24 protein-coding genes are annotated in these 24,097 nt (G+C 68.7%); 17 read left to right on the forward strand and 7 right to left on the reverse strand.

Annotated features, from left to right (window positions below):
- The first annotated feature begins 28 nt into the window (after positions 1-28).
- The 3 genes from PSR88_RS22310 to PSR88_RS22320 are packed head-to-tail and all read left to right on the forward strand — an operon-like array spanning position 29 to position 2,097.
- Complete coding sequence (locus tag PSR88_RS22310; protein ID WP_011596811.1) at positions 29-1,324, forward strand: aminotransferase class V-fold PLP-dependent enzyme; 1,296 nt, start codon at positions 29-31, stop codon at positions 1,322-1,324.
- A gap of 28 nt (positions 1,325-1,352) precedes the next feature.
- A complete protein-coding gene (locus PSR88_RS22315) occupies positions 1,353-1,421 on the forward strand; it encodes a putative leader peptide (protein ID WP_369325290.1) in 69 nt (22 codons plus the stop codon).
- A gap of 49 nt (positions 1,422-1,470) precedes the next feature.
- Positions 1,471-2,097 carry a hypothetical protein gene (locus PSR88_RS22320; protein ID WP_016884173.1) on the forward strand — a complete coding sequence of 209 codons (627 nt, stop codon included), beginning with the start codon at positions 1,471-1,473 and terminating at the stop codon, positions 2,095-2,097.
- Between the two features lie 5 nt (positions 2,098-2,102).
- Here the strand turns inward: PSR88_RS22320 and PSR88_RS22325 are convergent, their stop codons facing one another.
- From PSR88_RS22325 to PSR88_RS22335, 3 genes are all read right to left on the reverse strand, one after another.
- The gene (locus tag PSR88_RS22325; protein WP_337460725.1) at positions 2,103-2,612 is read right to left on the reverse strand and encodes a flavin reductase family protein; all 510 of its coding nucleotides are present in this window, start codon (positions 2,610-2,612) and stop codon (positions 2,103-2,105) included.
- A gap of 179 nt (positions 2,613-2,791) precedes the next feature.
- A complete protein-coding gene (locus PSR88_RS22330) occupies positions 2,792-3,265 on the reverse strand; it encodes a YbaK/EbsC family protein (RefSeq protein ID WP_005244991.1) in 474 nt (157 codons plus the stop codon).
- Positions 3,266-3,299: 34 nt separating this feature from the next.
- The gene (locus PSR88_RS22335) at positions 3,300-4,391 is read right to left on the reverse strand and encodes a membrane protein (protein WP_016884172.1); all 1,092 of its coding nucleotides are present in this window, start codon (positions 4,389-4,391) and stop codon (positions 3,300-3,302) included.
- Between PSR88_RS22335 and PSR88_RS22340 the strand changes: the two genes are divergently transcribed.
- Positions 4,384-5,094, forward strand: coding sequence for a TetR/AcrR family transcriptional regulator (locus PSR88_RS22340; RefSeq protein WP_011596813.1), 711 nt, complete (start codon positions 4,384-4,386; stop codon positions 5,092-5,094). The two genes, PSR88_RS22335 and PSR88_RS22340, sit on opposite strands and share 8 nt — an antisense overlap.
- Before the next feature lie 2 nt (positions 5,095-5,096).
- Here the strand turns inward: PSR88_RS22340 and PSR88_RS22345 are convergent, their stop codons facing one another.
- Both PSR88_RS22345 and PSR88_RS22350 read right to left on the reverse strand, forming a co-directional pair.
- Positions 5,097-6,164, reverse strand: a complete 1,068-nt coding sequence (locus PSR88_RS22345) for an alpha/beta fold hydrolase (protein ID WP_016884171.1) — start codon at positions 6,162-6,164, stop codon at positions 5,097-5,099.
- A 75-nt stretch (positions 6,165-6,239) separates the two neighbouring features.
- On the reverse strand, positions 6,240-7,559 hold the full coding sequence (locus PSR88_RS22350; protein ID WP_016884170.1) for a hypothetical protein: 1,320 nt from the start codon (positions 7,557-7,559) through the stop codon (positions 6,240-6,242).
- An 82-nt stretch (positions 7,560-7,641) separates the two neighbouring features.
- Between PSR88_RS22350 and PSR88_RS22355 the strand changes: the two genes are divergently transcribed.
- Together PSR88_RS22355 and PSR88_RS22360 are read left to right on the forward strand one after the other, a co-directional pair.
- A complete protein-coding gene (locus PSR88_RS22355; protein ID WP_016884169.1) occupies positions 7,642-8,472 on the forward strand; it encodes a crotonase/enoyl-CoA hydratase family protein in 831 nt (276 codons plus the stop codon).
- A 114-nt stretch (positions 8,473-8,586) separates the two neighbouring features.
- Positions 8,587-10,284: a DHA2 family efflux MFS transporter permease subunit gene (locus PSR88_RS22360; protein WP_157180195.1), complete on the forward strand. Its 1,698-nt coding sequence runs from the start codon at positions 8,587-8,589 to the stop codon at positions 10,282-10,284.
- Between the two features lie 190 nt (positions 10,285-10,474).
- On the opposite strand, the gene PSR88_RS22365 is transcribed toward PSR88_RS22360, so the two are convergent.
- Positions 10,475-10,966: an inorganic diphosphatase gene (locus PSR88_RS22365; protein WP_009477470.1), complete on the reverse strand. Its 492-nt coding sequence runs from the start codon at positions 10,964-10,966 to the stop codon at positions 10,475-10,477.
- Between the two features lie 131 nt (positions 10,967-11,097).
- On the opposite strand from PSR88_RS22365, the gene dacB reads away from it, so the two are divergent.
- Genes dacB through hpt form a run of 4 tightly spaced genes read left to right on the forward strand, consistent with a single transcriptional unit; the run spans position 11,098 to position 15,088 of the window.
- Positions 11,098-12,483: a D-alanyl-D-alanine carboxypeptidase/D-alanyl-D-alanine-endopeptidase gene (gene dacB / locus PSR88_RS22370; RefSeq protein ID WP_016884167.1), complete on the forward strand. Its 1,386-nt coding sequence runs from the start codon at positions 11,098-11,100 to the stop codon at positions 12,481-12,483.
- On the forward strand, positions 12,483-13,529 hold the full coding sequence (locus PSR88_RS22375; protein WP_016884166.1) for a zinc-dependent metalloprotease: 1,047 nt from the start codon (positions 12,483-12,485) through the stop codon (positions 13,527-13,529). Before dacB ends, PSR88_RS22375 begins: the two co-directional genes overlap by 1 nt.
- 22 nt (positions 13,530-13,551) lie before the next feature.
- Positions 13,552-14,529 carry a tRNA lysidine(34) synthetase TilS gene (tilS, locus tag PSR88_RS22380; protein ID WP_016884165.1) on the forward strand — a complete coding sequence of 326 codons (978 nt, stop codon included), beginning with the start codon at positions 13,552-13,554 and terminating at the stop codon, positions 14,527-14,529.
- Positions 14,530-14,533: 4 nt separating this feature from the next.
- Positions 14,534-15,088 carry a hypoxanthine phosphoribosyltransferase gene (gene hpt / locus PSR88_RS22385; RefSeq protein ID WP_005244976.1) on the forward strand — a complete coding sequence of 185 codons (555 nt, stop codon included), beginning with the start codon at positions 14,534-14,536 and terminating at the stop codon, positions 15,086-15,088.
- A gap of 15 nt (positions 15,089-15,103) precedes the next feature.
- Here the strand turns inward: hpt and PSR88_RS22390 are convergent, their stop codons facing one another.
- Positions 15,104-17,206 (reverse strand): serine/threonine-protein kinase, encoded by a 2,103-nt coding sequence (locus tag PSR88_RS22390; RefSeq protein WP_009477474.1) that lies wholly within the window; start codon positions 17,204-17,206, stop codon positions 15,104-15,106.
- A 164-nt stretch (positions 17,207-17,370) separates the two neighbouring features.
- On the opposite strand from PSR88_RS22390, the gene PSR88_RS22395 reads away from it, so the two are divergent.
- The 7 genes from PSR88_RS22395 (at position 17,371) to PSR88_RS22425 (ending at position 24,083) form a co-directional block, all read left to right on the forward strand.
- Positions 17,371-18,717 carry an amidase gene (locus tag PSR88_RS22395; protein WP_016884164.1) on the forward strand — a complete coding sequence of 449 codons (1,347 nt, stop codon included), beginning with the start codon at positions 17,371-17,373 and terminating at the stop codon, positions 18,715-18,717.
- Positions 18,718-18,928: 211 nt separating this feature from the next.
- Positions 18,929-21,199: an ATP-dependent zinc metalloprotease FtsH gene (ftsH, locus tag PSR88_RS22400; RefSeq protein ID WP_016884163.1), complete on the forward strand. Its 2,271-nt coding sequence runs from the start codon at positions 18,929-18,931 to the stop codon at positions 21,197-21,199.
- 60 nt (positions 21,200-21,259) lie between these two features.
- Positions 21,260-21,877: a GTP cyclohydrolase I FolE gene (gene folE / locus PSR88_RS22405; RefSeq protein ID WP_009477477.1), complete on the forward strand. Its 618-nt coding sequence runs from the start codon at positions 21,260-21,262 to the stop codon at positions 21,875-21,877.
- Entirely contained in the window at positions 21,874-22,731 is an 858-nt protein-coding gene (gene folP / locus PSR88_RS22410; protein WP_011596822.1) for a dihydropteroate synthase, read from the forward strand. The genes folE and folP overlap by 4 nt, the downstream gene beginning before the upstream one ends.
- Positions 22,724-23,086 (forward strand): dihydroneopterin aldolase, encoded by a 363-nt coding sequence (gene folB, locus PSR88_RS22415; RefSeq protein ID WP_009477479.1) that lies wholly within the window; start codon positions 22,724-22,726, stop codon positions 23,084-23,086. Before folP ends, folB begins: the two co-directional genes overlap by 8 nt.
- Entirely contained in the window at positions 23,083-23,595 is a 513-nt protein-coding gene (gene folK / locus PSR88_RS22420; protein ID WP_011596823.1) for a 2-amino-4-hydroxy-6-hydroxymethyldihydropteridine diphosphokinase, read from the forward strand. The genes folB and folK overlap by 4 nt, the downstream gene beginning before the upstream one ends.
- Before the next feature lie 20 nt (positions 23,596-23,615).
- Positions 23,616-24,083 (forward strand): DUF3180 domain-containing protein, encoded by a 468-nt coding sequence (locus PSR88_RS22425; RefSeq protein ID WP_192815094.1) that lies wholly within the window; start codon positions 23,616-23,618, stop codon positions 24,081-24,083.
- Positions 24,084-24,097: the final 14 nt, after the last annotated feature.

Genomic DNA, 24,097 nt, shown 5'->3' on the forward strand with positions numbered 1-24,097 from the left:
CGAGTCCCTGACTACGAGGGATGTCGTGATGACTGCTGTACTGACCGCTGACGTGTGTGTTGCCCCCCTAGCCCAGGTTTCGGGCTCCGACCTGCGGGTTCCGCTCGTTCAGGGAGGCGACTGTGCCTACGTCAACTTCGACTACGCCGCCAGTGCGCCGGCGTTGGCGCAGGTGACCGACCGGATCGGGGCACTGCTCCCGACGTACTCCAGCGTGCACCGCGGCGCCGGCTACGCGTCGCGGGTCTCGACCGAGTGCTACGAGAAGGCCCGCGACTCGGTCGCCCGATTCGTCGGAGCGAGTGAGGACCAGGTGGTGGTCTTCACCCGGAACACGACCGACTCGCTGAATCTGCTCGCCGGCTGCGTCCCCGGCAGCACCGTGGTCCTCGACATCGAGCACCACGCGAACCTGCTGCCGTGGAAGAACTCTCGCGTCGTGAGGGCGGCGGACGCGCTGGAGGAGACTATCCGCCTGCTCGTCGCCGAACTGTGCTCCAAGCCCACCGCCCTGCTCGCGGTGACGGGTGCATCCAACGTGACCGGCGAGGTTCTGCCGATCGCCGCCCTCGCCGAGGTGGCGCATCGTTGCGGCGCACGGATTCTCGTCGACGCCGCTCAGCTCGCGCCGCACCGGCGCATCGACGTCGAGGAGTGGGGCGTCGACTACCTCGCGTTCTCCGGGCACAAGCTGTATGCCCCCTTCGGTGCCGGTGTGCTGGTGGGCCGCCGGGACTGGCTGGACGCCGCCGAGCCCTATCTCGCAGGCGGCGGGGCGGTCCGGAACGTGACCGTCGAATCGACCCAGTGGGCGCCCGCCCCTGCCCGGCACGAGGCGGGAACCCCCAACGTGCTCGGCGCGGCGGCGCTCGCCGCCGCGTGCGATGCACTGTCCGAGCTGGACTTCGGCACGGTGGCCGCACACGAGGCCGCGCTCACCGGCCGGCTCCTCGACGGCCTCGGCTCCGTCGACGGCCTGGAATTCCTGCGGCTGTGGTCGGACGCCCCCGACACCGTGGGGATCGTGACGTTCACGATCGACGGGTTCGAGCCGGGAGAGATCGCCGCCTACCTCTCCGCCGAACACGGAATCGGAGTTCGCGACGGGCGGTTCTGCGCCCATCCGCTGCTGGGGCGCCTCGGCAGGCCCGACGGCGCCGTGCGGGTGAGTGTGGGTCTCGGAAGCTGCTCAGAGGACGTGGATCGGCTGGTCGACGCGGTGCGCACCCTGGTGGCGGGCCGCCGGAGCTGGACCTACGCCAAGGAGAGCGGCCAGTGGAATCCGGTGCCGGAGACGCGTTTTTCGCGGGACGCGCTAGTATGACGGCATGGCATCGCAGGCTGGGAGCACAATGATTGCTCACTGGTGCCGTCGGCATGTCGATCTGTGCCGAACCGCCTCGGGTATGTGTTCGAGCTGACCGTTCTTCCAGCTCCGTTTCATTCACACGTCATTCCCGAGGAACCCCTATGTCTCGAGACATTGCCTTCGTATCCCGTCCCCTTCGCGTCGCCGTCGAACTGACCGGCTCCGGCCACCACCCGGCGGCCGAGGGTGCCACCGGCACGCGGCCGATCAACGGCGCGGACTACTGGGTGGACCTGACCGCCGACTCGACGGATCAGCTCGACCTCACGTCGTTCCCGCCGAACGTCGTCCGGATCCGGGCGTCCGATCTGCGTGAGGCGCAGCAGGAACGCGCGCGGATCCGCGCCGAACTCGTCGCCGACGGTCGCGACCCCGACAGCGTCACCGTCCTGGTGGACCTCGAGGTGCTCATCGCCGGAGAGGCCCGCGCCGCCCGCAAGGAGCTGGCCCTCCTCGACAGCGCCCTGGAGGCGCCGCGTGCTCCGGTGTCGTTGCAGTACATCGGAACTCCGGTCGGCCTCGCCGGGCTCATCGCCGACATCCAGGCGGCCGGCGTCGCCGACGGTGTGACCGTGCTGCCGCTGTCGCTGCCCAGAGTTCTGGAGCAGCTCGTCGACGGCACCCTTCCGTGGCTGGAGGAGCGAGGTCTCGTCACCTCCGCCGACGCCGTCGACGAAGCGCTGCGCCGCTTCGACCTCCCGCTCCGCGAGCGGGTACTGGCATCCTGACCAGGTCAGTTGCCGTCGTTCGCTGAACCGAGAGGAGTGGGCCGGTAATACCGGCCCTCGTGATACAGCAGGGGAGCCGAAGCGGAGTCGTCGTCTGCCTCGGCATGGACGCGGGTGACGAGGCCGATGACGAGCGTGTGATCGCCGACGGGGATCAGCTGGTCCACGATGACCCGCAACCAGCTGGGAGTTCCGTGGAGGACCGGTTCGCCGGTGTCGAGTCGCGCCCAGAGCGACTCGTCGGCGAACCGCTGGTCGGCGCTTCGGGAGAATCGCTGAGCCAGGTGCTGCTGGTGCTCCCCGAGGAGGTGGATCACCAGCGAATCCGCGGAATGAAGTGCATCGATACTGGACGACGTGTTCGCGATGTTGAACGACACCAACGGTGGGTCCAGCGAGACCGAGGAGAACGAGGACGCGGTGAAGCCGACCGGGCCGGACCCCGAATCGAGGGTCACGATGGTGACGCCCGCCGGGTGACGGCGCAGGGCTGCGCGGTAATCCTCGGCGCCGATTCCGGGCGCGAGGTGAGGGTCGCGGGGGAGGTCCGAACCATCGACGGTTTCGGCGTTCTCGGCTCTGTCGGACAAATCATTCTCCGGATCGGCCCGTGTGGGCACTGTGTCATTCTCGTTCACGTCACTCTCGTTCACGAGATCTGACGTCAACTATAGGGGCGTGAACCGCCCGGGATTCAGTCGACGTCGATCGCCAGGCCCGCGGTGATTCGCACCAACTCGGAGAACGATGTGCGGAAGACCGTGTCCGGGTGCCCGGCGGCCGCCCACAGTTCCGCGTACTCCGACAGGGCGTTGTCGACGTACGTCGGAAGGTTCGTGGGATGTCCGAGCGGAGCGATACCCCCTATCGGCTGTCCGGTCGCGATCCGCACCATGTCGAGGGGCGCCCGGGTCAGATTTCCCTGCAGTCGTTTGCCCGTGTTCGCCAGATCCACCTCGTGCGCACCCGACACGAGGAGCAGGATCGGATCGTCGTCCAGGAGGAAGACCAGCGACTTGGTGATGGCCCCGATATCGACCCCCAGAGACTCCGCCGCCTCGGCCGCGGAGTGGGTGGAGTCGGGCTGGGTCACGATCACCCCATGGTGTCCTCGCGCGATCAGAGTCTCGGCGACATGCGCGGCGTGGGGGTGCAGGGGCGTCGGCATGAACCAAGAGTAGGTCCATTCCTCCGGCACGACATCAAGAAGCGTCGTCCGACACGACATCGGAACGGGGCGTAGTCGATTCCGGCTTCCGGAGGCGCCGGGCGGTGAACCCGAACAGCAGTCCGAGCCCGACCGCGGAGTAGAGCGCGAGGGCGAGCGCGGGCTGCCCCAGCCCCACGTCGTCGAAGTACACGATGCTGCGAATTCCCTCGGTGCCGGCGCCAGGGGTGATCCAGCGTCCGATGGCCGCGTAGAAGGCGGGGATCACGTTCGAACCGAACGCACCGCCGGCGCTGGGATTGCCGAGAATGACGAAGACGGCGATCGCGAGGGGGACGGCGAGGATGCCGACCGAGGCGCGCAACCCCAGCGTGAACACGGCGGTGCCGAAGACGACACCTGTTCCGAGGAGCCACAGCGGGAACCAGTGGCCTGCGAACGTGCCGAGCACGTGAGTGGTGATCAGGGCGCCGAGGGCGCCGGACAGCACGGCGTAGCCGAACAGGACAGCCGTGTGCACGGACGCCTGACGGAGGCTTCGCGGGGCGCCGACGAACAGGCCGATCGCCGCCGCGAGCAGGTAGCCGCCGACAACCCACCCGACCGCCAGATAGAAGCCGGACAGTCCGCGGTTGTCGTGCGCACCGACCGGCATTTCGTTGCGGACCGTGAACTGGCGACCCTGGCTGTTCTCCGCCTCGGCGAAGACCGATTCGAGCGCGCTGGAGATGGAACTGCCGCCCGCGCTCGCCGTGATCAGGGTGTCGGGGCCGACGGGGTTCATGACGAACGCACCCTGGATCTCGCGGTCGTGGAGGAGCCGCCGGGCTTCCGCGGTGTCCGAGACGACACGGGCGCGCAGCGGCCTGCCGTCGATCGCATCGAGCCGGTCGGCGACCTGCTGGTCCGTGCCTGCGGGCAGTCCCTCCGCCGCGACGACACCGATCTCGATGTCGCGGGGCGTGGGCTGATGGAACGCGGCCACGTAGCTGAGGATGAAGCCGAGCTGGAGAAGGAGAACGCCGAAGACCAGCGCGACCATCACCTTGGGTGCGCCGTACTTCGACACCGGACTGTCGTGGTGCACGGGAGCCGGGGTGGGGGGTTCGCTGTCGGTCATGGTCATCGGACGTCCTCGATCCTTGTCGATACCGTGGGTATTGAATACCCTAGGTATCGTGACCGAAGATCGTCAACCGGACAGTCGTCACACCGAATGGGCGCCCACGACGCGTCCCGGACGTGACGTCGTGCGTCAGCGCCTCCTCGACGCCGCGGCGGAGGAATTCGCCGAGCGCGGCTTCAGCGCGGCCAGGCTCGCCGAGGTGGCACGCCGGGCCGGATTCACCAAGGGGGCGGTCTACTCGAACTTCGAGTCGAAGCAGGACCTGTTCGCCGAACTCTTCGCCGCGCGCTCACTCGAACTGGCGGGACGGGTCCTCGCCGAGATCGCCGGCATGAACCCCTCGGACGCCGCGGGCAAAGGCGGCGAGGCGATCGCGTCGTGGATGGTGCGCGAGCCGGGATGGTCGCTGCTGGTTCTCGAATTCGGCGTGCTCGCGGCACGTGACCCGCAGATCGCGCAGGCCTACCTGCGGGAGCGGCGGCAACTGCGGGGAAAGCTCGTCGAACTGATCGGTGAACGCGCGCAGGAATGGGGGGTCGACGACACGTTCGACGTCCGCACCACGGCCATCTCGCTGATGGCCCTCATCTCCGGTCTCGTGCTCGAGCACTCCGTAGACCCCGAGGAAGTGGATCAATCGACGATGGGCGCCGCAGTCACCGCCCTGTTCGCGGGTGCCGTCGCGAGGGCCGGGCTGACCTGATCTCAGGCGGTGTGCGCGACGACCCCGTCGAGGAAGCCGTCGATGTGCGCCCACGTGGAGTCCCTCGCCTTCGGGCCCGCGACGAGTCCCAGGTGGCTGCCCGGCGCGGACTCGAACCGCACCGACGGAGAACCGGTGAACACGTCCGTCGCCGCCCGGACCGACGGGATCGGGGCGATGACGTCCTCGGTGCCGCCGATCGCGAGAACCGGCACCGCGAGATCGGCCAGCGCGATCGCGCCGTTCCGGGTCTCGAAACTCCCCGCGGCGAGCGCGTTCCCGAGGATCAGCTGGGTGCAGACCTGGCGGAAGAACCGTGCGGGATAACCCGGCATGTCGGCCATGAACCGGTCGATGGACTCCATGCGCGCGAGGGTCTCGGTGTCGTGCAGGTTCCGGGCGATGAACCACGGCTTGGTGAGCTCGCGCTGAAGCGCGGTGAAGCGGTAGCTCGCCTGGACCAGCGGGGCAGGCAGCCCGCCCATCGCCTGAGTCGCGGTGGTAAGGGGGCGATCGCCGGTGAACCGGCCGACCATCCGCAGCGGCGCGATCATGGTCACCGACTCGTAATCGATCGGCGTGCCGATCGCCGTCACGGAACCGATCGGCAGATAGTTCCGGCACGCAGCCGTGAGCAGCGACATCGTTCCCCCGAGGCTCCAGCCGATGAGGTCGACGGGTGCACCGTCGTGGAGTCGGGACACACGCTCGACCGCCGCCGGGATGAAGTCGTCTATCCAGTCCTCGAACCCGAGGCCGCGGTCGGAGTAGCCCATGGTGCCGTAGTCGACGAGATACGCCGCCTTGCCCGAACCGGCCAGGTGCGCGGCCAGGCTCTGGCCCGGCCGGAGGTCGAAGCAGTGTGCGGGCGCCGCGAGCGGGGGGACGAGTAGGATGGGCCGGCCGCCGTCGGTCTCGGTGGCGTCGAACCGGTAGAGGTCCTGATGGGGCGCCTCGTGGATGCGCGTCGACGGGGTTCGCTGGACCGGCGCGATTCCGCCGCCGAAGGACAGTCGCCAGGCGTTGCGGGTCAGCGTGTTCAGCGTCGGGTTCCAGGCGATGTCGAGCACGGATTTCCTCTCGTGGCGGCGCAGATCGTTGAGGTATCTGTGACTTCAATATACAGGTAATCTCGCGGTCGCCCGTCAGCGGGAGGCGAGCAGAACCCGCAACACCGTCGCCGGCCGGAGCAGCGCCCCCGGACGGTCCAGAAGATGCGTCACCCGGAGGAACGCCGACCCCACGGCCGGGTCGACGGACGCCGCCCGATCGAGCCGTGACGTGTACGCATTGACCAACCGGACCCGCGCCGACCGCCGACCGGGCACGGCCGGGATCCGCAGGTCGTTGTCGACGGTAAGCGTCCACGCGGCATCGATACACCGGTTCGCCCCACGGAGGAACCGGCGACCGAGATGCGTCCGCCCCGACCGCAGGCAGTCCCGCAGGATCGTCGCCTCCACCGCGGCCACGCTCATGCCCTGGCCGTAGATCGGGTTGAACGAGCAGATGGCGTCCGCGAACGGTAGATAGTTCGACGGCAGATCGTCCGCGGAATAGTGCCGCCGGACGGTCGTCGGGATCCGGTACCGCACTCCGGCGTCCACCGGCTCGGCCGTGCGCAGTGCGTCGTACATGTCGGGGGCGGGAAACGACTTCACGAAGTCGAGGAAACCGTCCGGGTCCAGTGGCGGCACGTCGTCCCCGTACCCGGCGAGAGTGACGATCCAGGTGCCGTCCTCCTGCACGCCCATGAATCCGCTGCGCGGACTCGACGGTCCCGGCGCCATCCCGATGCCGGAATCCCCGTCCAGATGCGGCGGGTCGAGCCGGAAGTGCCTCGTCGCGTAGCTGACGTCCACGGCCAGCTGCGTCTCGGCCGGCGGCGCGAACCCCAGCTCGCCGAGCCGGGCGACAGTCTGCGAACTGCGGCCGGACGAGTCCACGACGAGATCGGTCTCGACGACCTCCGGCGGGACGCCGCCCCGGTGCTGCATGGTCACGCCGGTCACCCGGCCGCCGTCGACGGTGACACCCGTGACGTCGGAACGGTCCCGTATCCGCACGTTCGGCAGGGCCTCGACCCGGCTGCGCATCTGCCACTCCACGAGCGGCCTGCTCGCGAGAATGCCGGGGACGCCACTGATCTCGCGCGCCATCCGATGCCCGTCGACGATCCACCGGATGTTGCCCAGTGCGTCGCCCGCGGTGGCGCCGAGGGCCAGGAGCTCGGACACGAACCCCGGCAGGAGGTCCTCCATCGCGGCCTGCCCGCCTGCGAGAAGCGCGTGCACGTGCCGGGCCTGCGGCACGCACCTGCGCGGGACGGCCGTGTCGGGCAGGATGTCGCGGTCGAGGACGACGACGCTCCGGAACGAGCCGGCGAGAGCCGCCGCGGCAAGCAGTCCCCCCATTCCGGCGCCGACGACTACGGCGTTGCCGGCCGGGGTCGTCCGGTGCGTCATGGCGGCTGTCCGTTCACAAGACGGTGCAGAGACCTCCAGGGTATTTCGCCTGACCTCGGAGAGCGGTGGTTACTCTGGAGTAATGACCGAACAGAAGACCTGGAATGCGTTCACCGTCGAGCGCAAGGATCACGTCGCGCAGGTGACGCTCATCGGACCCGGAAAGGGCAACGCGATGGGCCCGGATTTCTGGAGCGAGCTTCCCGAGATCTTCGGGGAACTCGACACCGATCCGGACGTGCGGGCCGTGGTGATCGCCGGCTCCGGCAAGAACTTCTCCTTCGGTCTCGACCTGCCCGCCATGAGCGGCAGCTTCGGGTCCGTCCTCGCCGACAAGGCGCAGGCCGGCCCGCGTACCACGTTCCACGACATGATCAAGCGGATGCAGTCCGGCATCAACGCGGTCGCCGACTGCCGCAAGCCGGTAGTCGCGGCCGTCCAGGGCTGGTGCATCGGCGGCGGCGTCGACCTGATCTCCGCGTGCGACATCCGCTACGCGAGCACCGACGCGACGTTCAGCATCCGTGAGGTGAAGGTCGCGATCGTCGCCGACATGGGCAGCTTCGCCAGGCTGCCCGCCATCATCGGCGACGGCCACCTGCGGGAACTCGCGCTCACCGGCAAGGACATCGACTCCGGGCGCGCCGAGAAGATCGGTCTCGTCAACGACGTCTTCGCGGACGCCGACGCCGTCCTCGCCGCCGCGCACGCGACCGCGGCCGAGATCGCGGCGAACCCGCCGCTCGTCGTGCACGGCATCAAGGACGTCCTCGACCACTCCCGCGCGGCCGCCGTCGACGACAGTCTCCGCTACGTCGCCGCGTGGAACGCCGCGTTCCTGCCGTCGCAGGACCTGACCGAGGCGATCACCGCCGTCTTCGAGAAGCGCGCCCCCGAATTCACGGGCGAATAATCGGTCCGCCGACGCGGCCGCACCTCCGGGACGGGGTGCGGCTGTGTCGCAGACGCTTATCCGCAGGTAAAGCCCAGTTCATCAGTTGCCCGAAACCTCGACGCCCTCGCATACTTGCGGACTACAAGTAAACGACAGCGCAGCGAGGAAACAGTGTCGAATTCGGTCGAAACGCCGGTGGCCTACACCCACCGGCAGATCCTGGCTGTACTCAGTGGGTTGATGCTCGGCATGTTCCTCGCCGCGCTCGACCAGACGATCGTGGCGACGGCGATCCGGACCATCGCCGACGACCTCGACGGGTATTCGCTGCAGGCGTGGGCCACCACCGCGTACCTCGTCACCGCCACCCTGGCGACGCCGCTCTACGGCAAACTGTCCGACATCTACGGCCGCAAGCCGTTCTTCATGTTCGCGATCACGGTGTTCGTGATCGGCTCGGTGATGTGCACGTTCTCGACGTCGATGTACATGCTCGCGGCCTTCCGCGCAGTGCAGGGACTCGGCGCAGGCGGTCTGTTCTCGTTGGCGCTCACCATCATCGGCGACATCGTCTCCCCGCGTGAACGGGCCAAATACCAGGGCTACTTCCTGGCCTTGTTCGGCACCTCCAGCGTCCTCGGCCCCGTCCTCGGCGGAGTGTTCGCCGGGCAGGACGTGATCCTCGGAATCGATGGCTGGCGTTGGGTTTTCCTCGTCAACGTGCCGGTGGGACTGGTCGCGCTCACGGTCGTCTCCCGCGTGCTGCACCTGCCGCGACGACCGAGCGGAAGCCGGCGGATCGACTGGTGGGGCGCGATCGCCCTCGCAGTGGGTGTGGTGCCGCTGCTCGTGGTCGCCGAACAGGGGCACAGCTGGGGATGGGGCAGCTCGAAGTCGTTGGCGTGCTACGTGATCGGCGTCATCGGTGTGCTCGCCTTCGTGTCGGTGGAACTGGCGATGAAGGACGACGCACTCATCCCGATGCGCTTCTTCCGCAACAGCACCTTCGCGCTCGGTGTCGTGATCAGCCTCGTCGTTGGCGCCGTCATGTTCGGCGGCATCACCCTGCTACCGCAGTACCTACAGGTGGTGAAGGGCTCGAGCCCCACCCTGGCCGGGTTCCAGATCCTGCCGATGGTCCTCGGCCTCATGGCCGGCTCGGTGGTCAGCGGTCAGATGATCTCGCGGACCGGGCGGTACCGGTACTTCCCGATCCTGGGCACCGCCCTGATCGGGATCGGCGCGTTCCTGCTGCACACGCTGGCCGCGGACACCCCGATGCCCGTCGTGATGGTGTTCATGCTGATCCTCGGACTCGGTCTCGGAAACCTGATGCAGCCCCTCACCCTCGCCATTCAGAACGCACTGCCCCCGCAGGACATGGGGGTATCGACCGGAGCGGCCACGTTCTTCCGGCAGATCGGCGGCACCGCAGGCGTCGCAATCTTCCTGTCGATCCTCTTCTCCCGCCTCACCCCGGCCATCGGCGAGCGGGTGACAGCCGCCGCCGGCACAGCCGACTTCCGTCGAGCCGTGGCCGCGGCCGCACAGAGCAACGACCCCGCGGAGGCCGCCATGGGCCAGGGCATGCTCAGCCCCGACCACACCGGCGTCAGCGGAGTCCTCACGGACAGCTCGGTGATCGGAAAACTCGACGACGTGCTGGCCCTGCCCTTCCGGGAAGGATTCGCCGACGCAATCGGATCCGTCTTCCTCAGCGTGTCGATGCTCGCCGTCGTCGCCTTCGTCCTCACCCTGCTGTGGAAGGAAGTGCCGCTCCGCAGCGAGTCCGGCCTCCAGGCCGCGGCGCGGGGAGACGCGCAGGAGTGAGACGCCAACGGCGCCCACCCCCCGCGGGGGTGGGCGCCGTTGCGGCAAATATCGGGAGGCTCAGTGCCAGACGGTTCGCCGCCGGCTCAGTGCCAGAAGGTTCGCCGCCGGCTCAGTGCCAGACGGTTCGCCGCCGGCTCAGTGCCAGAAGGTTCGCCGCCGGCTCAGTGCCAGACGGTTCGCCGCCGGCTCAGTGCCCGCCGTTGTCCTTCAGACGCTTGAACGAGGCCTCGACCTCGGCCTTCGCCTCGGCCACCCCGACCCAGTCGGCGGCCTCGACGTGCTTGCCCGGCTCGAGGTCCTTGTAGTGGACGAAGAAGTGCTTGATGGCATCCAGTTCGAACTGCGGGACGTCGCCGATGTCCTGGATGTGATCCCAGCGCGGGTCGCCGGCCGGCACACACAGCACCTTGTCGTCGCCGCCGGCCTCGTCGACCATCTTGAACATGCCGACCGGACGTGCCTCGACGATGACGCCGGGGAACACGGACTCGGGGAGCAGGACCAGCGCGTCCAGCGGGTCGCCGTCCTCGCCGAGCGTGTTCTCGATGAAGCCGTAGTCGGCCGGGTAGCCGAACGCGGTGTAGAGGTAGCGGTCCAGCTTCACGCGACCGGTCACGTGGTCGACCTCGTACTTGTTTCGCTGACCCTTGGGGATCTCGATGGTGACGTCGAACTCCACGCCGATTCCTCGCTGTCGTGTCGATGATGATTCGGGGAGAGGATATCGGGTCGAGGATAAGGTTGGTTGTCTGACCACCCACGAATCACAGTGAAGACGGAGGCGCGTTGCCGGGCCAGGGAAAGAAGAAGATGGGCTCGTTGGCGGGACGCCACCGTCGGAACATGCGAATTCTGTTCGCGTCGGTCGTCGTCGTGGTGCTCGCGATGGCGGCTGTACTCGTGGTCGCGGTGACCGCGCACAACGCGTCGGCGGGCCGCGGTGAACTGACGATCGCGCCCGAACCGGCGCCGATCACGGCGGCCCCGCAGGTCACGCCGGTGCCGGACGACGCCCCGATGCCGACGGCGCAGGGGATCGCCGCCGCGGTCGGTCCGGCCGCCGCGAACCCCGACCTCGGCAAGTTCAGCGGAACGGTCGCCGACGCGGTCACCGGTCAGGTCCTGTGGAGCGTCAACCCGCAGACCCCGATGACCCCGGCGTCGACCACCAAGGTCCTCACCGCGGGATCCGCGTTGCTGGCGTTGCCGACCGACCGCCGTGTGACGACGAAGGTGGTGCAGGGCGCGACTCCCGGCGAGATCGTCCTCGTCGCCGGTGGTGATCCCACTCTCACCGCGAAACCGGTCGGGGAGAACGGCTACTACCCGGGTGCGGCGCACATCTCGCAACTGGTCGATCAGATCCGGAACGCGGGCATCCAGGTCACGAGCATCGTGGTCGACACCAGCATCTACTCGGGCGACACCATGGCGCAGGGGTGGTTCCCGACGGACGTCGGCGCCGGATTCATCACCCCCACCGAACCGATCATGATCGACGGCGGACGGGCCGACCCGCTCGTGGACGAATCGCCGCGCAGTTCGACACCCGCGCTCGACGCCGGGCGGACGCTCGCCGGTGCGCTCGGCGTCGCCCCGTCGGCGGTCACGTCGGGGGTCGCGGCGCCCGGTGCGGCTACCGTGGCGAGCGTGCAGTCCGCGCCGCTGCGCGACCGGTTGCGGCAGATGATGGAACACTCGGACAATGTGCTTGCCGAAGCGATCGGGCGGGAGGTTGCCATGAATGCCGGCGCGGAAGCATCGTTCGACGGCGCCGTCGCGACCATCGGCCAGACGCTGACCGCGGCCGGATTCGATCTGTCGGGGTTCACCCTGCACGATGCCAGCGGGTTGTCCGTCGACGACCGCATCGCCCCGCACACGCTCGACCAGGTCCTCACGGCCGCCGCGGGCGACGGCAATCCCGCCCTGCGGCCGATGCTCGACTACCTGCCGGTGGCCGGTGCCACGGGCAGTCTGTCGGACCGGTACGCGTCGGGGAACCGCACGGGCGCCGGATGGGTGCGGGCGAAGACCGGCACCCTGTCCACGGCCAGCGCGCTCGCCGGCTACGTGGTGGACCAGAACGGGCGTGTGCTCACGTTCGCGCTGATGTCCAACGACCGCCCGCCGGAGGTCAGCCGTCCCGCGCTCGACGCACTGGCGGCCGCGCTCCGCACGTGCGGGTGCCAGTGATGGCCGCCGAGGGAAATGCCTTCAGCGGTGCCGTCGACTGGAAGCTTGCAGCCAGGACGGGGGTGAAGCTCGCGCGCAGCGGACCGGTGACGTCGCGGTACACCGCCGAAACCGTGGTCGCGGAACTGGCCGACGCGTCGATGCGCGCGGAACTGCCCGTCCGGGAAGTCACCGGCCTCGCCGACGGACTTCCGGTGCCGACCGCCCAGATCCTCGACCGGGCCGGGTGGATCCACGCCGCCGCGCACTCGATGTCGCAACTCACGGGCGGCGACGCCGCTCCCGGCACGCTGGTCGGCAAGCCGGCAGGCATTCAGGCCGGGGCGATGCTCGCGTACCTGTCGTCGGCGATCCTCGGCCAGTACGACCCGTTCACCGGCGACAACGGAACCCTGCTGCTCGTGGCGCCCAACGTGGTGTCCGTCGAGCGCACGTTGCGGGTGCGGCCCAGCGACTTCCGGCTCTGGGTGTGCCTCCACGAGGTGACGCACCGGGTGCAGTTCTCGTCCTCACCGTGGCTCACCGGATACATGCAGGAGTCGGTGGAGACCCTCGGATCCGCCGAGGACGAGTCCGTCACCGACATGGTCGGCCGATTGTCGTCCGCGCTGCGCGCCCGCGGGCGCACGGAACCGGACGAGTCGGGCGCACCGGGCGGCATCGTCGGACTGCTGCGCGCGGCCCAGGCGGAGCCGCAACGCGAAGCACTCGACCGTCTGCTGGTACTCGGCACCCTCCTCGAGGGACATGCGGACCACGTGATGGACGCCGTCGGCCCCGCGGTCGTGCCGTCGGTGGCCGCGATCCGGGCGGCGTTCGATCAGCGGCGCCGCCGCAAGAGCAATCCGGTGCAGCGTCTCATCCGGGCACTGCTCGGGATGGACGCCAAGATGGCGCAGTACGTGCGCGGCAAGGCATTCGTCGACGCGGTCGTGGACAAGGTCGGGATGGACCGGTTCAACGTCGTGTGGACCGGCCCCGACACGTTGCCGCGGCTCGCGGAGATCGACGCGCCGGACGCCTGGGTGTCCCGGGTTCTGGGCTGATTCGAGGAAGGGCTGAGCGGTGATGGTGCTTCCCGAGGAGCCGGCGATCCTCGAGGTTCGTCACGCCGTGCGGCGCTGGATCGCGGCGCACGCCCCGGACGGTGAGATCGCGGTCGCGTTGTCGGGTGGCGCCGACTCACTGGCACTGACCGCGGCGGCCGCCGCCGAGGCACGGTCGGTGTGTGCCCTCGTCGTCGATCATCGGCTGCAGCCGGGTTCCGCCGACGTGGTCGACGAGGCGGCCGCCCGTGCCCGAGCGCTCGGCTGCGCGTCCGCCGAGGTGCTTCCCGTCGATGTGAGCGGGTCGGGCGGACTCGAGGCGGCTGCCAGGCAGGCCCGTTACCGCGCCCTCGACTCGGCGCGCGGAACCCGTCCGGTGCTCCTGGGACACACCCTCGACGACCAGGCCGAAACGGTGTTACTGGGGCTGTCGCGCGGTTCCGGCGGTCGATCCATCTGGGGGATGAGCGCGTACGACAGCCCGTGGGGGCGTCCGCTACTGGACGTGCGCCGCGCGGTGACCCGGCAGGCCTGCGCGGAACTGGGACTGAGCCCGCACGAGGACCCGCACAACGCCTCCCCCGACTTCGTGCGGGTGCGGCTGCGCACCGAGGTGCTGCCGCTGCTCGAGGACGTCCTGGGCGGCGGCGTCGCCGGGGCCCTCGCCCGCACCGGGGAACACTTGCGCGAGGAAGGTGCGGTCCTCGACGCGATGGCCGCCGACGCCCAGGCAAAAGTCGTGGTGGAAGGCGAAATCGACACCGCCCTGCTCGCTCTGTCGGCGCCACCGGTCCGCCGGCGGGTGCTGCGCAGCTGGCTCCTCGCGGCCGGTGCGCGCGGTCTCGGAGACACCCAGCTGCGGGCCGTGGACGACCTCGTCGCACGGTGGCGGGGACAGGGGCAGGTGGCGATCGGGGGCGGAACACCGGACGCGAGGTTGGTGGTCCGCCGACGACGTGGCAGGCTGAACGTCGGATTGGACGACCGACGAAGGGTTTGATCGCGTGTACGAAGGCGACATCGCATCGGTACTGATCTCCGAGGACGAGATCCGTCGACGTACCGTCGAACTGGCCGAGGAGATCGCCAAGCGCTACCCGGAGGGCGCCCCGGAGGGGGATCTGCTCCTGGTGGGTGTCCTCAAGGGCGCCATCTTCTTCATGACCGACTTCGCGCGGGCCCTCCCCATCCCCACCCAGATGGAGTTCATGGCCGTCAGCTCCTACGGTTCGTCCACGTCGTCCTCGGGCGTCGTGCGCATCCTCAAGGACCTCGACAAGGACATCGCAGGCCGGCACGTGCTGATCGTCGAGGACATCATCGACTCCGGTCTGACGCTGTCCTGGCTGATGCGCAACCTGTCGAGCCGCAACCCCGCGTCGCTCGAGGTCGTCACGCTGCTGCGCAAGCCCGACGCCATCAAGGTCGACGTCAACGTCGCGAACGTCGGCTTCGACATTCCCAACGAATTCGTCGTCGGGTACGGCCTCGACTACGCCGAGCGTTACCGCGACCTGCCGTACATCGGGACCCTCGAGCCTTCCGTCTACGGCGGCTGATCTCCGCGCCGCCCGTCAGCGGACGGGTTCGTGGGATACGGCGAGCTCCAGCGCCCGCAGGTCCTGCTCCAGTTGCCGGAACAGCCAGTACACGCCGACGAACGCGAAGATGCCGCCGACGCACAGGATGCGGACCGCGATGATCACCAGCGTGATCTCGTCGGGCGACAGGAACGTCACCCCGGCCACACCGGCCAGCGGAACCGAGGCGGCCACCGCGAGATACAGCGTGCTCCGGCGGTCGAGACCCCGCAGTTTGTGCGCGTCGGCGCTGCTGGCGATGTCCTGCGGCAGCAGGGTCGGGTAGATGCAGCGCACCGCGAAGAACGCCACCACGAAGAACGGGTACGCCACCGACACGGCACCGCACACGATCAATGATGCGATGAAGTGCACGTACGCGCCCGGCGGCACGTTCCCCGCCGCGAGTTGCAGGGAAATCGGATAGGCGATGCCCGCGATGACCCACAACCCGAACACCACGAGCACGACGCGGTCGCCGAGCAGCAGCGTGTCGGTGCGGGCCCGGGCCAGCGTCTGGCGGTCGTACGTTTTCCCCTTGCGCAGACCCCGCGGAACGAGCAGCGGATATCGGCACCAGTAGAGCAGCATGATCGCGCCCAACGGGAACGCGATCGAATTGATCACCAATTGGATCGATTCGAACGAGTGCTGGGCCTCCGGCGTCAGATTGCTGATGATCAGCATCTTGTTGTGGTGATAGTTGTAGGCGCCCGCGAGGGCATTCGGCACCGCGATACCGATCACCAGAATCGGGAGGGCGAATCGGCGCAGCCGCATGCGCCAACTGTTCGGCGGCGGATCGACGAGGTCCCGGGCCCGCGGATTCAGGCACAGGTCGAATTGCTGGGCCAGTTCGGCGCCGGACGACCACCGGTCCTCCGGTTTCGGTGCCAGACACGTCAGCAGCACCCGTCGCAGCGACGGCGGGCAGTCGTAGGGCAACTGGTCCAGAAATTCGGGGTCGATGTCGCGGCTGCGGCGGTCCAGCATCGCTTCGAGTGCGACGAGCGACTCGCTCGACACGTCCTCGTCCTCGAACGGACGCCGCCCGCACATCAGCTCCCACAGCATCACCCCGAGGGCGAAGATGTCGCTGCGGGTGTCGAGGTCCGCCGCCGTCCCCGGCATGCCGCGGTGACACGCCTCGAGCTGCTCGGGCGACATGTACGCCAGGGACCCGCCGAAGTAGGCGAGCGGTGACGCCCCGGTGACGGTGTCGCTGAAACTGATGTTGAAATCGGCTAGCTTCGGCACACCCTCGGCCGTCAACAGGATATTGGCGGGCTTGATGTCGCGGTGCAGGACGCCGCGCTTACCGGCGTAGTCGAGGGCTTCGGCCAATCGCCGCCCCAGCCACGCGATCGTCTCCGGCCAGGTGAGCGACGCGATCTCGTCCCGCACACTCGAGTCGGTGGGCCTGAGCTCGCCCTTCTCCCGCATCTCCTCGTCGACCACGTCCAGCAGCAGACTGCCCGTCCGGTCCTGTTCCGGGGTCACACGCACGCGGCGCAGCACCCGCAGCAGGGTGCCACCCGGCAGGTACTGCATGTAGAGGAGGCGCAGCTGGCGGTCTTCGAGCAACCGCTGGTCGAACACACGCACGATGTAGTTGTGGTCGAGCTGAGCGAGGGTCTGCGGCTCGTTCCCCTTGTCGTGCGAGATCTTCACCGCGACGAGTCGCTGCATCGACCGCTGTCGTGCCAGGAACACGCGGCCGAACGCGCCGCTGCCCAGGCCCATCAGCAAGTCGAAGTCGTCGACCTGCTGACCGACCTCCACATCGTCGAGAGCCGCATTGCTCGGCGGCTTGGTGATGAGCGTGTCCGGCTGCCTGGCGGTCACGGTCGGACCGGCGGCCGCGGTTTGTTCGGCCGCGGCGGTCTGCTCGGCGGCGGCGGTTTGTTCGGCGGCGGCGGTCTGCTCGGCGGTCATCGTCCGTGCGGACACGGTGTGCGCAGCAACCACCGTCGACGGGCCGGCCGCAACCGTCGCTTCGCTGCTCTCGTGTTCGGAGTTCGTGACTCCGACGGTCCGTTCGGCAGAGTCCGATCCAGCGGCCGATCCGTCTCTGCCCGACCCGTTTCCTCTGGTCATTGCACATCGAGGGTTCTACTGGGCGGGTTCTCTGGGCACATCGAGGTTGTCTGGAGCGGTGTGAAGAGTCCCATCCAGGGACAAGCGAATGGTAACCCCACAGACCTACCGTATCCAGCGCGAATACTCGAAATGCCTGCTTCGCTGCACCATATACTCGGGTAATGGGGGACTCCCCGTTCACCTCAGCCGTCGTCGTCGCCGAGCAGGTTCGCTCGGGCGTCTCGAGCCCGATGGAGCATGTCGAGGCCGCGCTCGCGGCCATCGAACAGCGTGAACCGAAGATTCAGGCGTTCGTCACCGTCCTCGCCGAACAGGCCCGAGCCGACGCGCTCGCCCTCTCCCGCAGGCCGGATCTGTCCACACTTCCGCTGGCAGGAGTGCCCGTCGCGATCAAAGACGTCATCTCGGTGGCCGGGCTGCCGATGCGCGAGGGATCGGGTGCGACCAGTGCCGAACCGAAGGTCGCCGATCACCCGGTCGTCGCGCGACTGCGGGCGGCGGGAGCGGTGGTCGTGGGCCTGACCACCCTCCCCGAACTGGCGGTGTGGGGAACCACCGACGCGCCCGGCCACATCACCCGCAATCCGTGGAATCCGTCCCTGACCTGTGGGGGTTCGTCCGGGGGAGCGGCCGCCGCCGTCGCCGCGGGGATGGTGCCCCTGGCCCACGGGACCGACGGTCTGGGGTCGATCCGCATCCCGTCGGCGAACTGCGGAGTGTTCGGTATCAAACCGGGCAGGGGAGTCGTGCCGTCCGAACTCGGCGCCACCTCGTGGTTCGGCATGGCCGAGAACGGGCCCATCGCCACGACCGTCGACGACGCTGCCCTCATGCTGTCCGTCCTCGCCGATCGACCCGAACTCGCGCGGATCGGCGCATCGGAACCGTTGCGGATCGCGGTGGCGGCAGGGTCGCCGACGTTCCTTGCCACGGTCGATCCGCAGTGGCGGGACGCGGCCGTGCGCGCCGGCACGGAACTGACCGGCTCGGGTCACGACGTCGAGCCCGCGACGTTGCCCTACCCGGTCAACCTGCTCCCCGTGCTCGCCCGCTGGACCGCGGGAACGGCCGCCGACGCGAAGGGACTCGATCTGCGGCGACTGCAGCCGCGGACCCGCAGGCACGTCGCGCTGGGCCGCGCGCTGGGCCGGTTCGTCCGCCCGGAGCAGGTGGGCAGGCTCGAAGAGTCGCTACGCGCATTCTTCGAAAACTACGACGTGGTGATCACACCCGCTCTCGCGCAGCCGCCGCTCGCGGCGACGACGTGGAGCGAGCGGTCGTGGCTGTCGAACATCGTGGCCAACGTGCGATACGCCCCGCTCAGCGCGCTGTGGAATCTCGTCGGGTGGCCTGCGGCGAGTGTCCCCGTCGGCACGCACTCGCATTCGGGCACCCCGCTGGCCGTGCAGATCGCGGCGCCGCCCGGGGGTGAGGCCAGGATCCTGGCCCTGGCCGCTCACATCGAGCGGGTGGGCGGCGGCTGGCCGAGGGTCGCGCCCGCGCGGTGAACTCCCGCACATTCGGACCCGGATCGAGTCCGAGGGAACCGATGGGCAACCGCATGCGTTGAAAGAAAAGAGACCGCTCCCAACGGCGGTTGGCTGCTACCTGGAGTCGCCGGGGTGCCTTCGCGGTAACCTGGTTTGTCCGGTTGGCAGCCGGAAGGCGCACCCGGAAGACCCGCACTCTCGAAAGGACCGGCCATATCGGCCGACCTGTATGAACCGTAAGACTGTGTTTCGAAACCTGGCGATAGTTGCCGGCATCCTGCTGGTGATCTACGCCTTCAGCTACTTCGGCAACGACACGCGCGGATTCCAGGGTGTCGACACCTCCGTGGCGATCGCGCAGCTCGACGCGAACAACGTCGACAAGGCGCAGATCGACGACCGGGAGCAGCAGGTGCGCCTGTGGCTGAAGGACGGCAACGACGCCACCGACGGCAAGACCGAGATCCTCGCGAAGTATCCGGCGTCGGCGTCCGAGCAGATCTTCAACAAGATCTCCGACAAGGGCCTGCAGAGCTACAACACCACGGTCACGCAGGAGAGCTGGCTCACGTCCATCCTGCTGTTCGTCCTGCCGATGGTGATTCTGCTCGGCATCTTCTTCTTCGTGATGAGTCGCATGCAGGGCGGCGGTCGTGGCGGCGTCATGGGCTTCGGCAAGTCGAAGGCCAAGCAGCTCAACAAGGACATGCCGAAGACCACGTTCGCCGACGTCGCGGGTGCGGACGAGGCCGTCGAAGAGCTGTACGAGATCAAGGACTTCCTGCAGAACCCCATGCGCTACCAGTCGCTGGGCGCGAAGATCCCGCGCGGTGTGCTGCTGTACGGGCCGCCCGGAACCGGTAAGACCCTGCTCGCCCGCGCGGTGGCAGGTGAGGCCGGCGTCCCGTTCTTCACAATCTCCGGTTCGGACTTCGTTGAGATGTTCGTCGGTGTGGGTGCGTCCCGCGTGCGCGACATGTTCGACCAGGCCAAACAGAACAGCCCCTGCATCATCTTCGTCGACGAGATCGACGCCGTCGGACGCCAGCGTGGCGCCGGCCTCGGCGGCGGTCACGACGAGCGCGAGCAGACCCTCAACCAGTTGCTGGTCGAGATGGACGGTTTCGGTGACCGCACCGGCGTCATCCTCATCGCCGCCACCAACCGCCCCGACATCCTCGACCCGGCGTTGCTGCGCCCGGGCCGCTTCGACCGGCAGATCCCGGTCGGCGCCCCCGACCTCGCCGGTCGTCGCGCCATCCTGAAGGTCCACTCGCAGGGCAAGCCGATCGATCAGCACGCCGACCTCGAGGGCCTGGCCAAGCGCACCGTCGGAATGTCGGGTGCCGATCTGGCCAACGTCATCAACGAGGCCGCGCTGCTCACGGCCCGCGAGAACGGCACCGTCATCACGGAGGCCGCGCTCGAGGAGTCCGTCGACCGTGTCGTCGGCGGTCCCCGCCGCAAGAGCCGCATCATCAGCGAGCACGAAAAGAAGATCACCGCGTACCACGAGGGCGGGCACACGCTCGCCGCGTGGGCGATGCCCGACATCGAGCCCGTCTACAAGGTCACCATCCTCGCCCGCGGCCGCACCGGCGGTCACGCGATGACGGTGCCCGAGGACGACAAGGGCCTGATGACGCGGTCCGAGATGATCGCTCGACTCGTCATGGCGATGGGTGGCCGCGCGGCTGAGGAACTCGTGTTCCACGAGCCGACCACCGGTGCGTCCTCCGACATCGACATGGCGACGAAGATCGCCCGGTCGATGGTCACCGAGTACGGCATGAGCGCCAAGCTGGGTGCGGTGCGGTACGGCCAGGAGGGTGGAGACCCGTTCCTGGGCCGGTCGATGGGTCAGCAGTCCGACTACTCGCACGAGGTCGCGCGCGAGATCGACGAAGAGGTCCGCAACCTCATCGAGGCCGCGCACACCGAGGCGTGGGCGATCCTCAACGAGTACCGCGACGTGCTGGACATCCTGGCCACCGAACTGCTCGAACGCGAGACGCTCACCCGCAAGGATCTCGAGAAGATCTTCCACAGCGTCGAGAAGCGCCCGCGTATCACCGCGTTCAACGACTTCGGTCACCGGACGCCGTCCGACAAGCCGCCGGTCAAGACGCCGCGGGAACTCGCGGTCGAGCGCGGCGAGCCGTGGCCTCAGCAGCCCGAGCCGGTCTTCGCCCAGCAGCAGTCGCAGCAGGCTCCGCCGCAGCAGCAGTACCCGCAGCCGGCACCCGCCAACGGTTACTCGCAGCCGGCACCGGCCCGGCCGCAGGGTGGGATGACGCAGCCGCGTCCGGACTACGGCGCCCCCGCGGGTTGGTCGGCTCCGGGCTGGCCGCCTCGCGATCCGGGCAACCAGAACCCGGAGGGGCAGTACCCCGGGAACCAGGGTCCGGGGAACCAGTGGAACCCGCCGCACGAGCAGCGTGGCACCGGCGACGACGATGCGCAGACGAGGGCCTGGAAAGGACCGGACGGATCCAACTGATCCGCCCGACACTAGGCTGTTGCTTCGGGACGATCGGTCCCGGTACTGGAGGAGTTTCGGTTGTCGGTGAATCATCTCGGTAGTGAGCCCGTGGCACTCGAGACGGGCCGGGTGTTCGATCAGCCGCGTGCCGAAGCTGCGGTGCGCGAACTGCTGATCGCGATCGGTGAAGATCCGGACCGTCCCGGACTCCGGGATACGCCCTCCCGCGTGGCGCGGTCGTACCGCGAGGTCTTCGCGGGCCTCTACACCGACCCGGACACGGTGCTGAACACGACGTTCGACGAGGGGCACCAGGAGCTGGTGCTCGTTCGCGACATTCCGCTGTACTCCACGTGTGAGCACCATCTCGTGTCGTTCCACGGGGTTGCCCACGTCGGGTACATCCCCGGTAAGACGGGCAAGGTGACCGGGCTGTCGAAGCTGGCGCGCGTCGTCGACCTGTACGCCAAGCGTCCGCAGGTCCAGGAGCGTCTGACCAGCCAGATCGCCGACGCCGTCATGCGCAAGCTCGACCCGCGCGGTGCGATCGTGGTCATCGAGGCCGAGCACCTGTGCATGGCGATGCGGGGCATCCGCAAGCCTGGTGCGAGTACCACCACCTCCGCGGTGCGTGGTCTGCTCCAGTCCAGCGCGGCCTCACGTTCCGAGGCTCTGGACCTTATTCTGCGGAAGTGACCGTGATCGAGCTGCCCTCGCCAGGCCGAACCGTGGTGATGGGCGTCCTGAACGTCACCACCGATTCCTTCTCCGACGGCGGACGCTTCCTCGATCGTGACGCCGCACTCGCGCGCGGTCTCGAGCTGAAGCGTCTCGGCGTCGACATCGTCGACGTCGGTGGCGAGTCCACCCGCCCGGGCGCGGCGCGGGTCGATCCCGACGTCGAAGCCGGTCGCGTCGCACCCGTGATCGCGGATCTGGTGGGCGAGGGCATCTGCGTCAGTGTCGACACGATGCGGGCGTCCGTCGCGGAGGCCGCGATCGAGGCGGGTGCGTCGATCATCAACGACGTCGCCGGTGGCCGCGCGGATGCCGCGATGGCCTCGGTGGTCGCGGACGCCGGAGTGCCGTGGATCCTGATGCACTGGCGTTCGGCTGCCGACTACGTGCACCGCGGCACCGCCGATCACTACGACGACGTGGTCCGGGAGGTTCGGGACGAGCTGATGACCCAGGTCGACCTGGCCGTGAAGGCCGGGGTGGATCCGGGTTCCCTGGTGCTGGATCCGGGTCTGGGTTTCGCGAAGAACGCCGACCACAACTGGGCGCTGCTGAAGGCGCTGCCCGAGTTCAACGAGCTGGGATTCCCCGTCCTGATCGGCGCGTCGCGCAAGCGGTTCCTGGGTTCGCTGTTGGCGGATGCGGACGGGGAGCCGCGGCCGCCCGCCGGACGGGAGATCGCGACCGCCGTCGTTTCGGCGCTCGCCGCGACCCACGGGGCGTGGGGAGTGCGCGTGCACGATGCGCAGGGTTCCCTCGACGCCATCGCGGTCGCCGAGGCCTGGGCAAAGGGTGCAGCCGGACGTGAGTGATCGAATCGAGTTGCGCGGCTTGAAGGTTCGTGGAAATCACGGCGTCTTCGAACACGAGAAGCGGGACGGTCAGGACTTCTACGTCGACATCACCGTGTGGATGGACCTCGCCCCGGCGGCCGCATCGGACGACCTCGACGACACCCTCGACTACGGCGGACTGGCCGAGCGCGCGGCCGCGATCGTCGCGGGGCCCCCACGGGACCTCATCGAGACCGTCGCCGCGGAGATCGCGGACGGGGTGATGACCGACCCTCGCGTCCGGAGCACGGAGGTGGTGTTGCACAAGCCGTCCGCGCCGATTCCGCTGACGTTCGCGGACGTCGCGGTGGTCGCGCACAGGTCGCGGCCATGAGTCGCGCGGTGTTGTCGATCGGATCGAACGTCGGCGACAGTCTTGCCCATCTGCAGTCCGTTCTCGACGGGCTGGGTGACGCGGTCGTGGCGGTCTCTCCGGTGTATTCGACGGCGCCGTGGGGCGGTGTGGAGCAGCAGGACTTCCTCAACGCGGTTCTCGTCGTCGACGATCCCGCACTCGACGGTTACGGCTGGCTGCGACGCGGGCAGGAACTCGAGGCCGCCGCCGACCGGGTGCGGATCGAACGGTGGGGCCCCCGCACGCTCGACGTCGACGTCGTCACGTGCGACGACGTCCGCAGCGACGACCCGGAACTGACGTTGCCGCACCCGAGAGCACACGAGCGTGCGTTCGTGCTGATTCCGTGGCTGGACGTCGAACCCGAGGCCGTCCTGCGGGTCGACGGGACGACGACCCGGGTGGATGCGCTGCTGCCACTGCTGGACGACGACGAACGGGCCGGCGTGCACCGGACGCAACTCGTTCTGGACCGGCGGTCGCGATGAAGCCGGAACCGACGGGCACGATGAAACCCACCCGGATCTGGGATCTGCTGTTCCTGGCCGCTATCGCCGTCGCCGCCACCTGGATCCTGGTCCGGGTGTTCTACGGCTCGTTTCCGCCGATTCCCGTGTACGCCGGGGCGTCGCTGTACCCGGTCGCGCTGATCGAGGTCGTGCTCGCGTTCATGGTGCGATCCCGGGTCAGCAATCATCAGGTGGGCGACGGACCGCGTCAGCTGCACCCGATCACCGCCGCCCGGGTGGCGGCGCTCGCCAAGGCGTCCGCGCTCGTCGGTGCCGCGACGGCGGGGGTGTGGGGCGGTTTCCTGCTGTACCTGCTTCCGCAGCGGTCGGTGCTCCGGGCTGCGGTCTCGGACACTCCCGGCGCGTGGGTGGGTCTCGTCGCCGCGCTTGCCCTCGTCGGCGCGGCGCTGTGGTTGGAACATTGCTGCCGCACTCCCGACGACCCCTCGGACGAGCCGGCGCACTAGGGCACAGGGGATCG

This window comes from Rhodococcus sp. DK176, assembly GCF_038447315.2.
Classification (GTDB): Bacteria; Actinomycetota; Actinomycetes; order Mycobacteriales; family Mycobacteriaceae; genus Rhodococcus_F; species Rhodococcus_F jostii_A.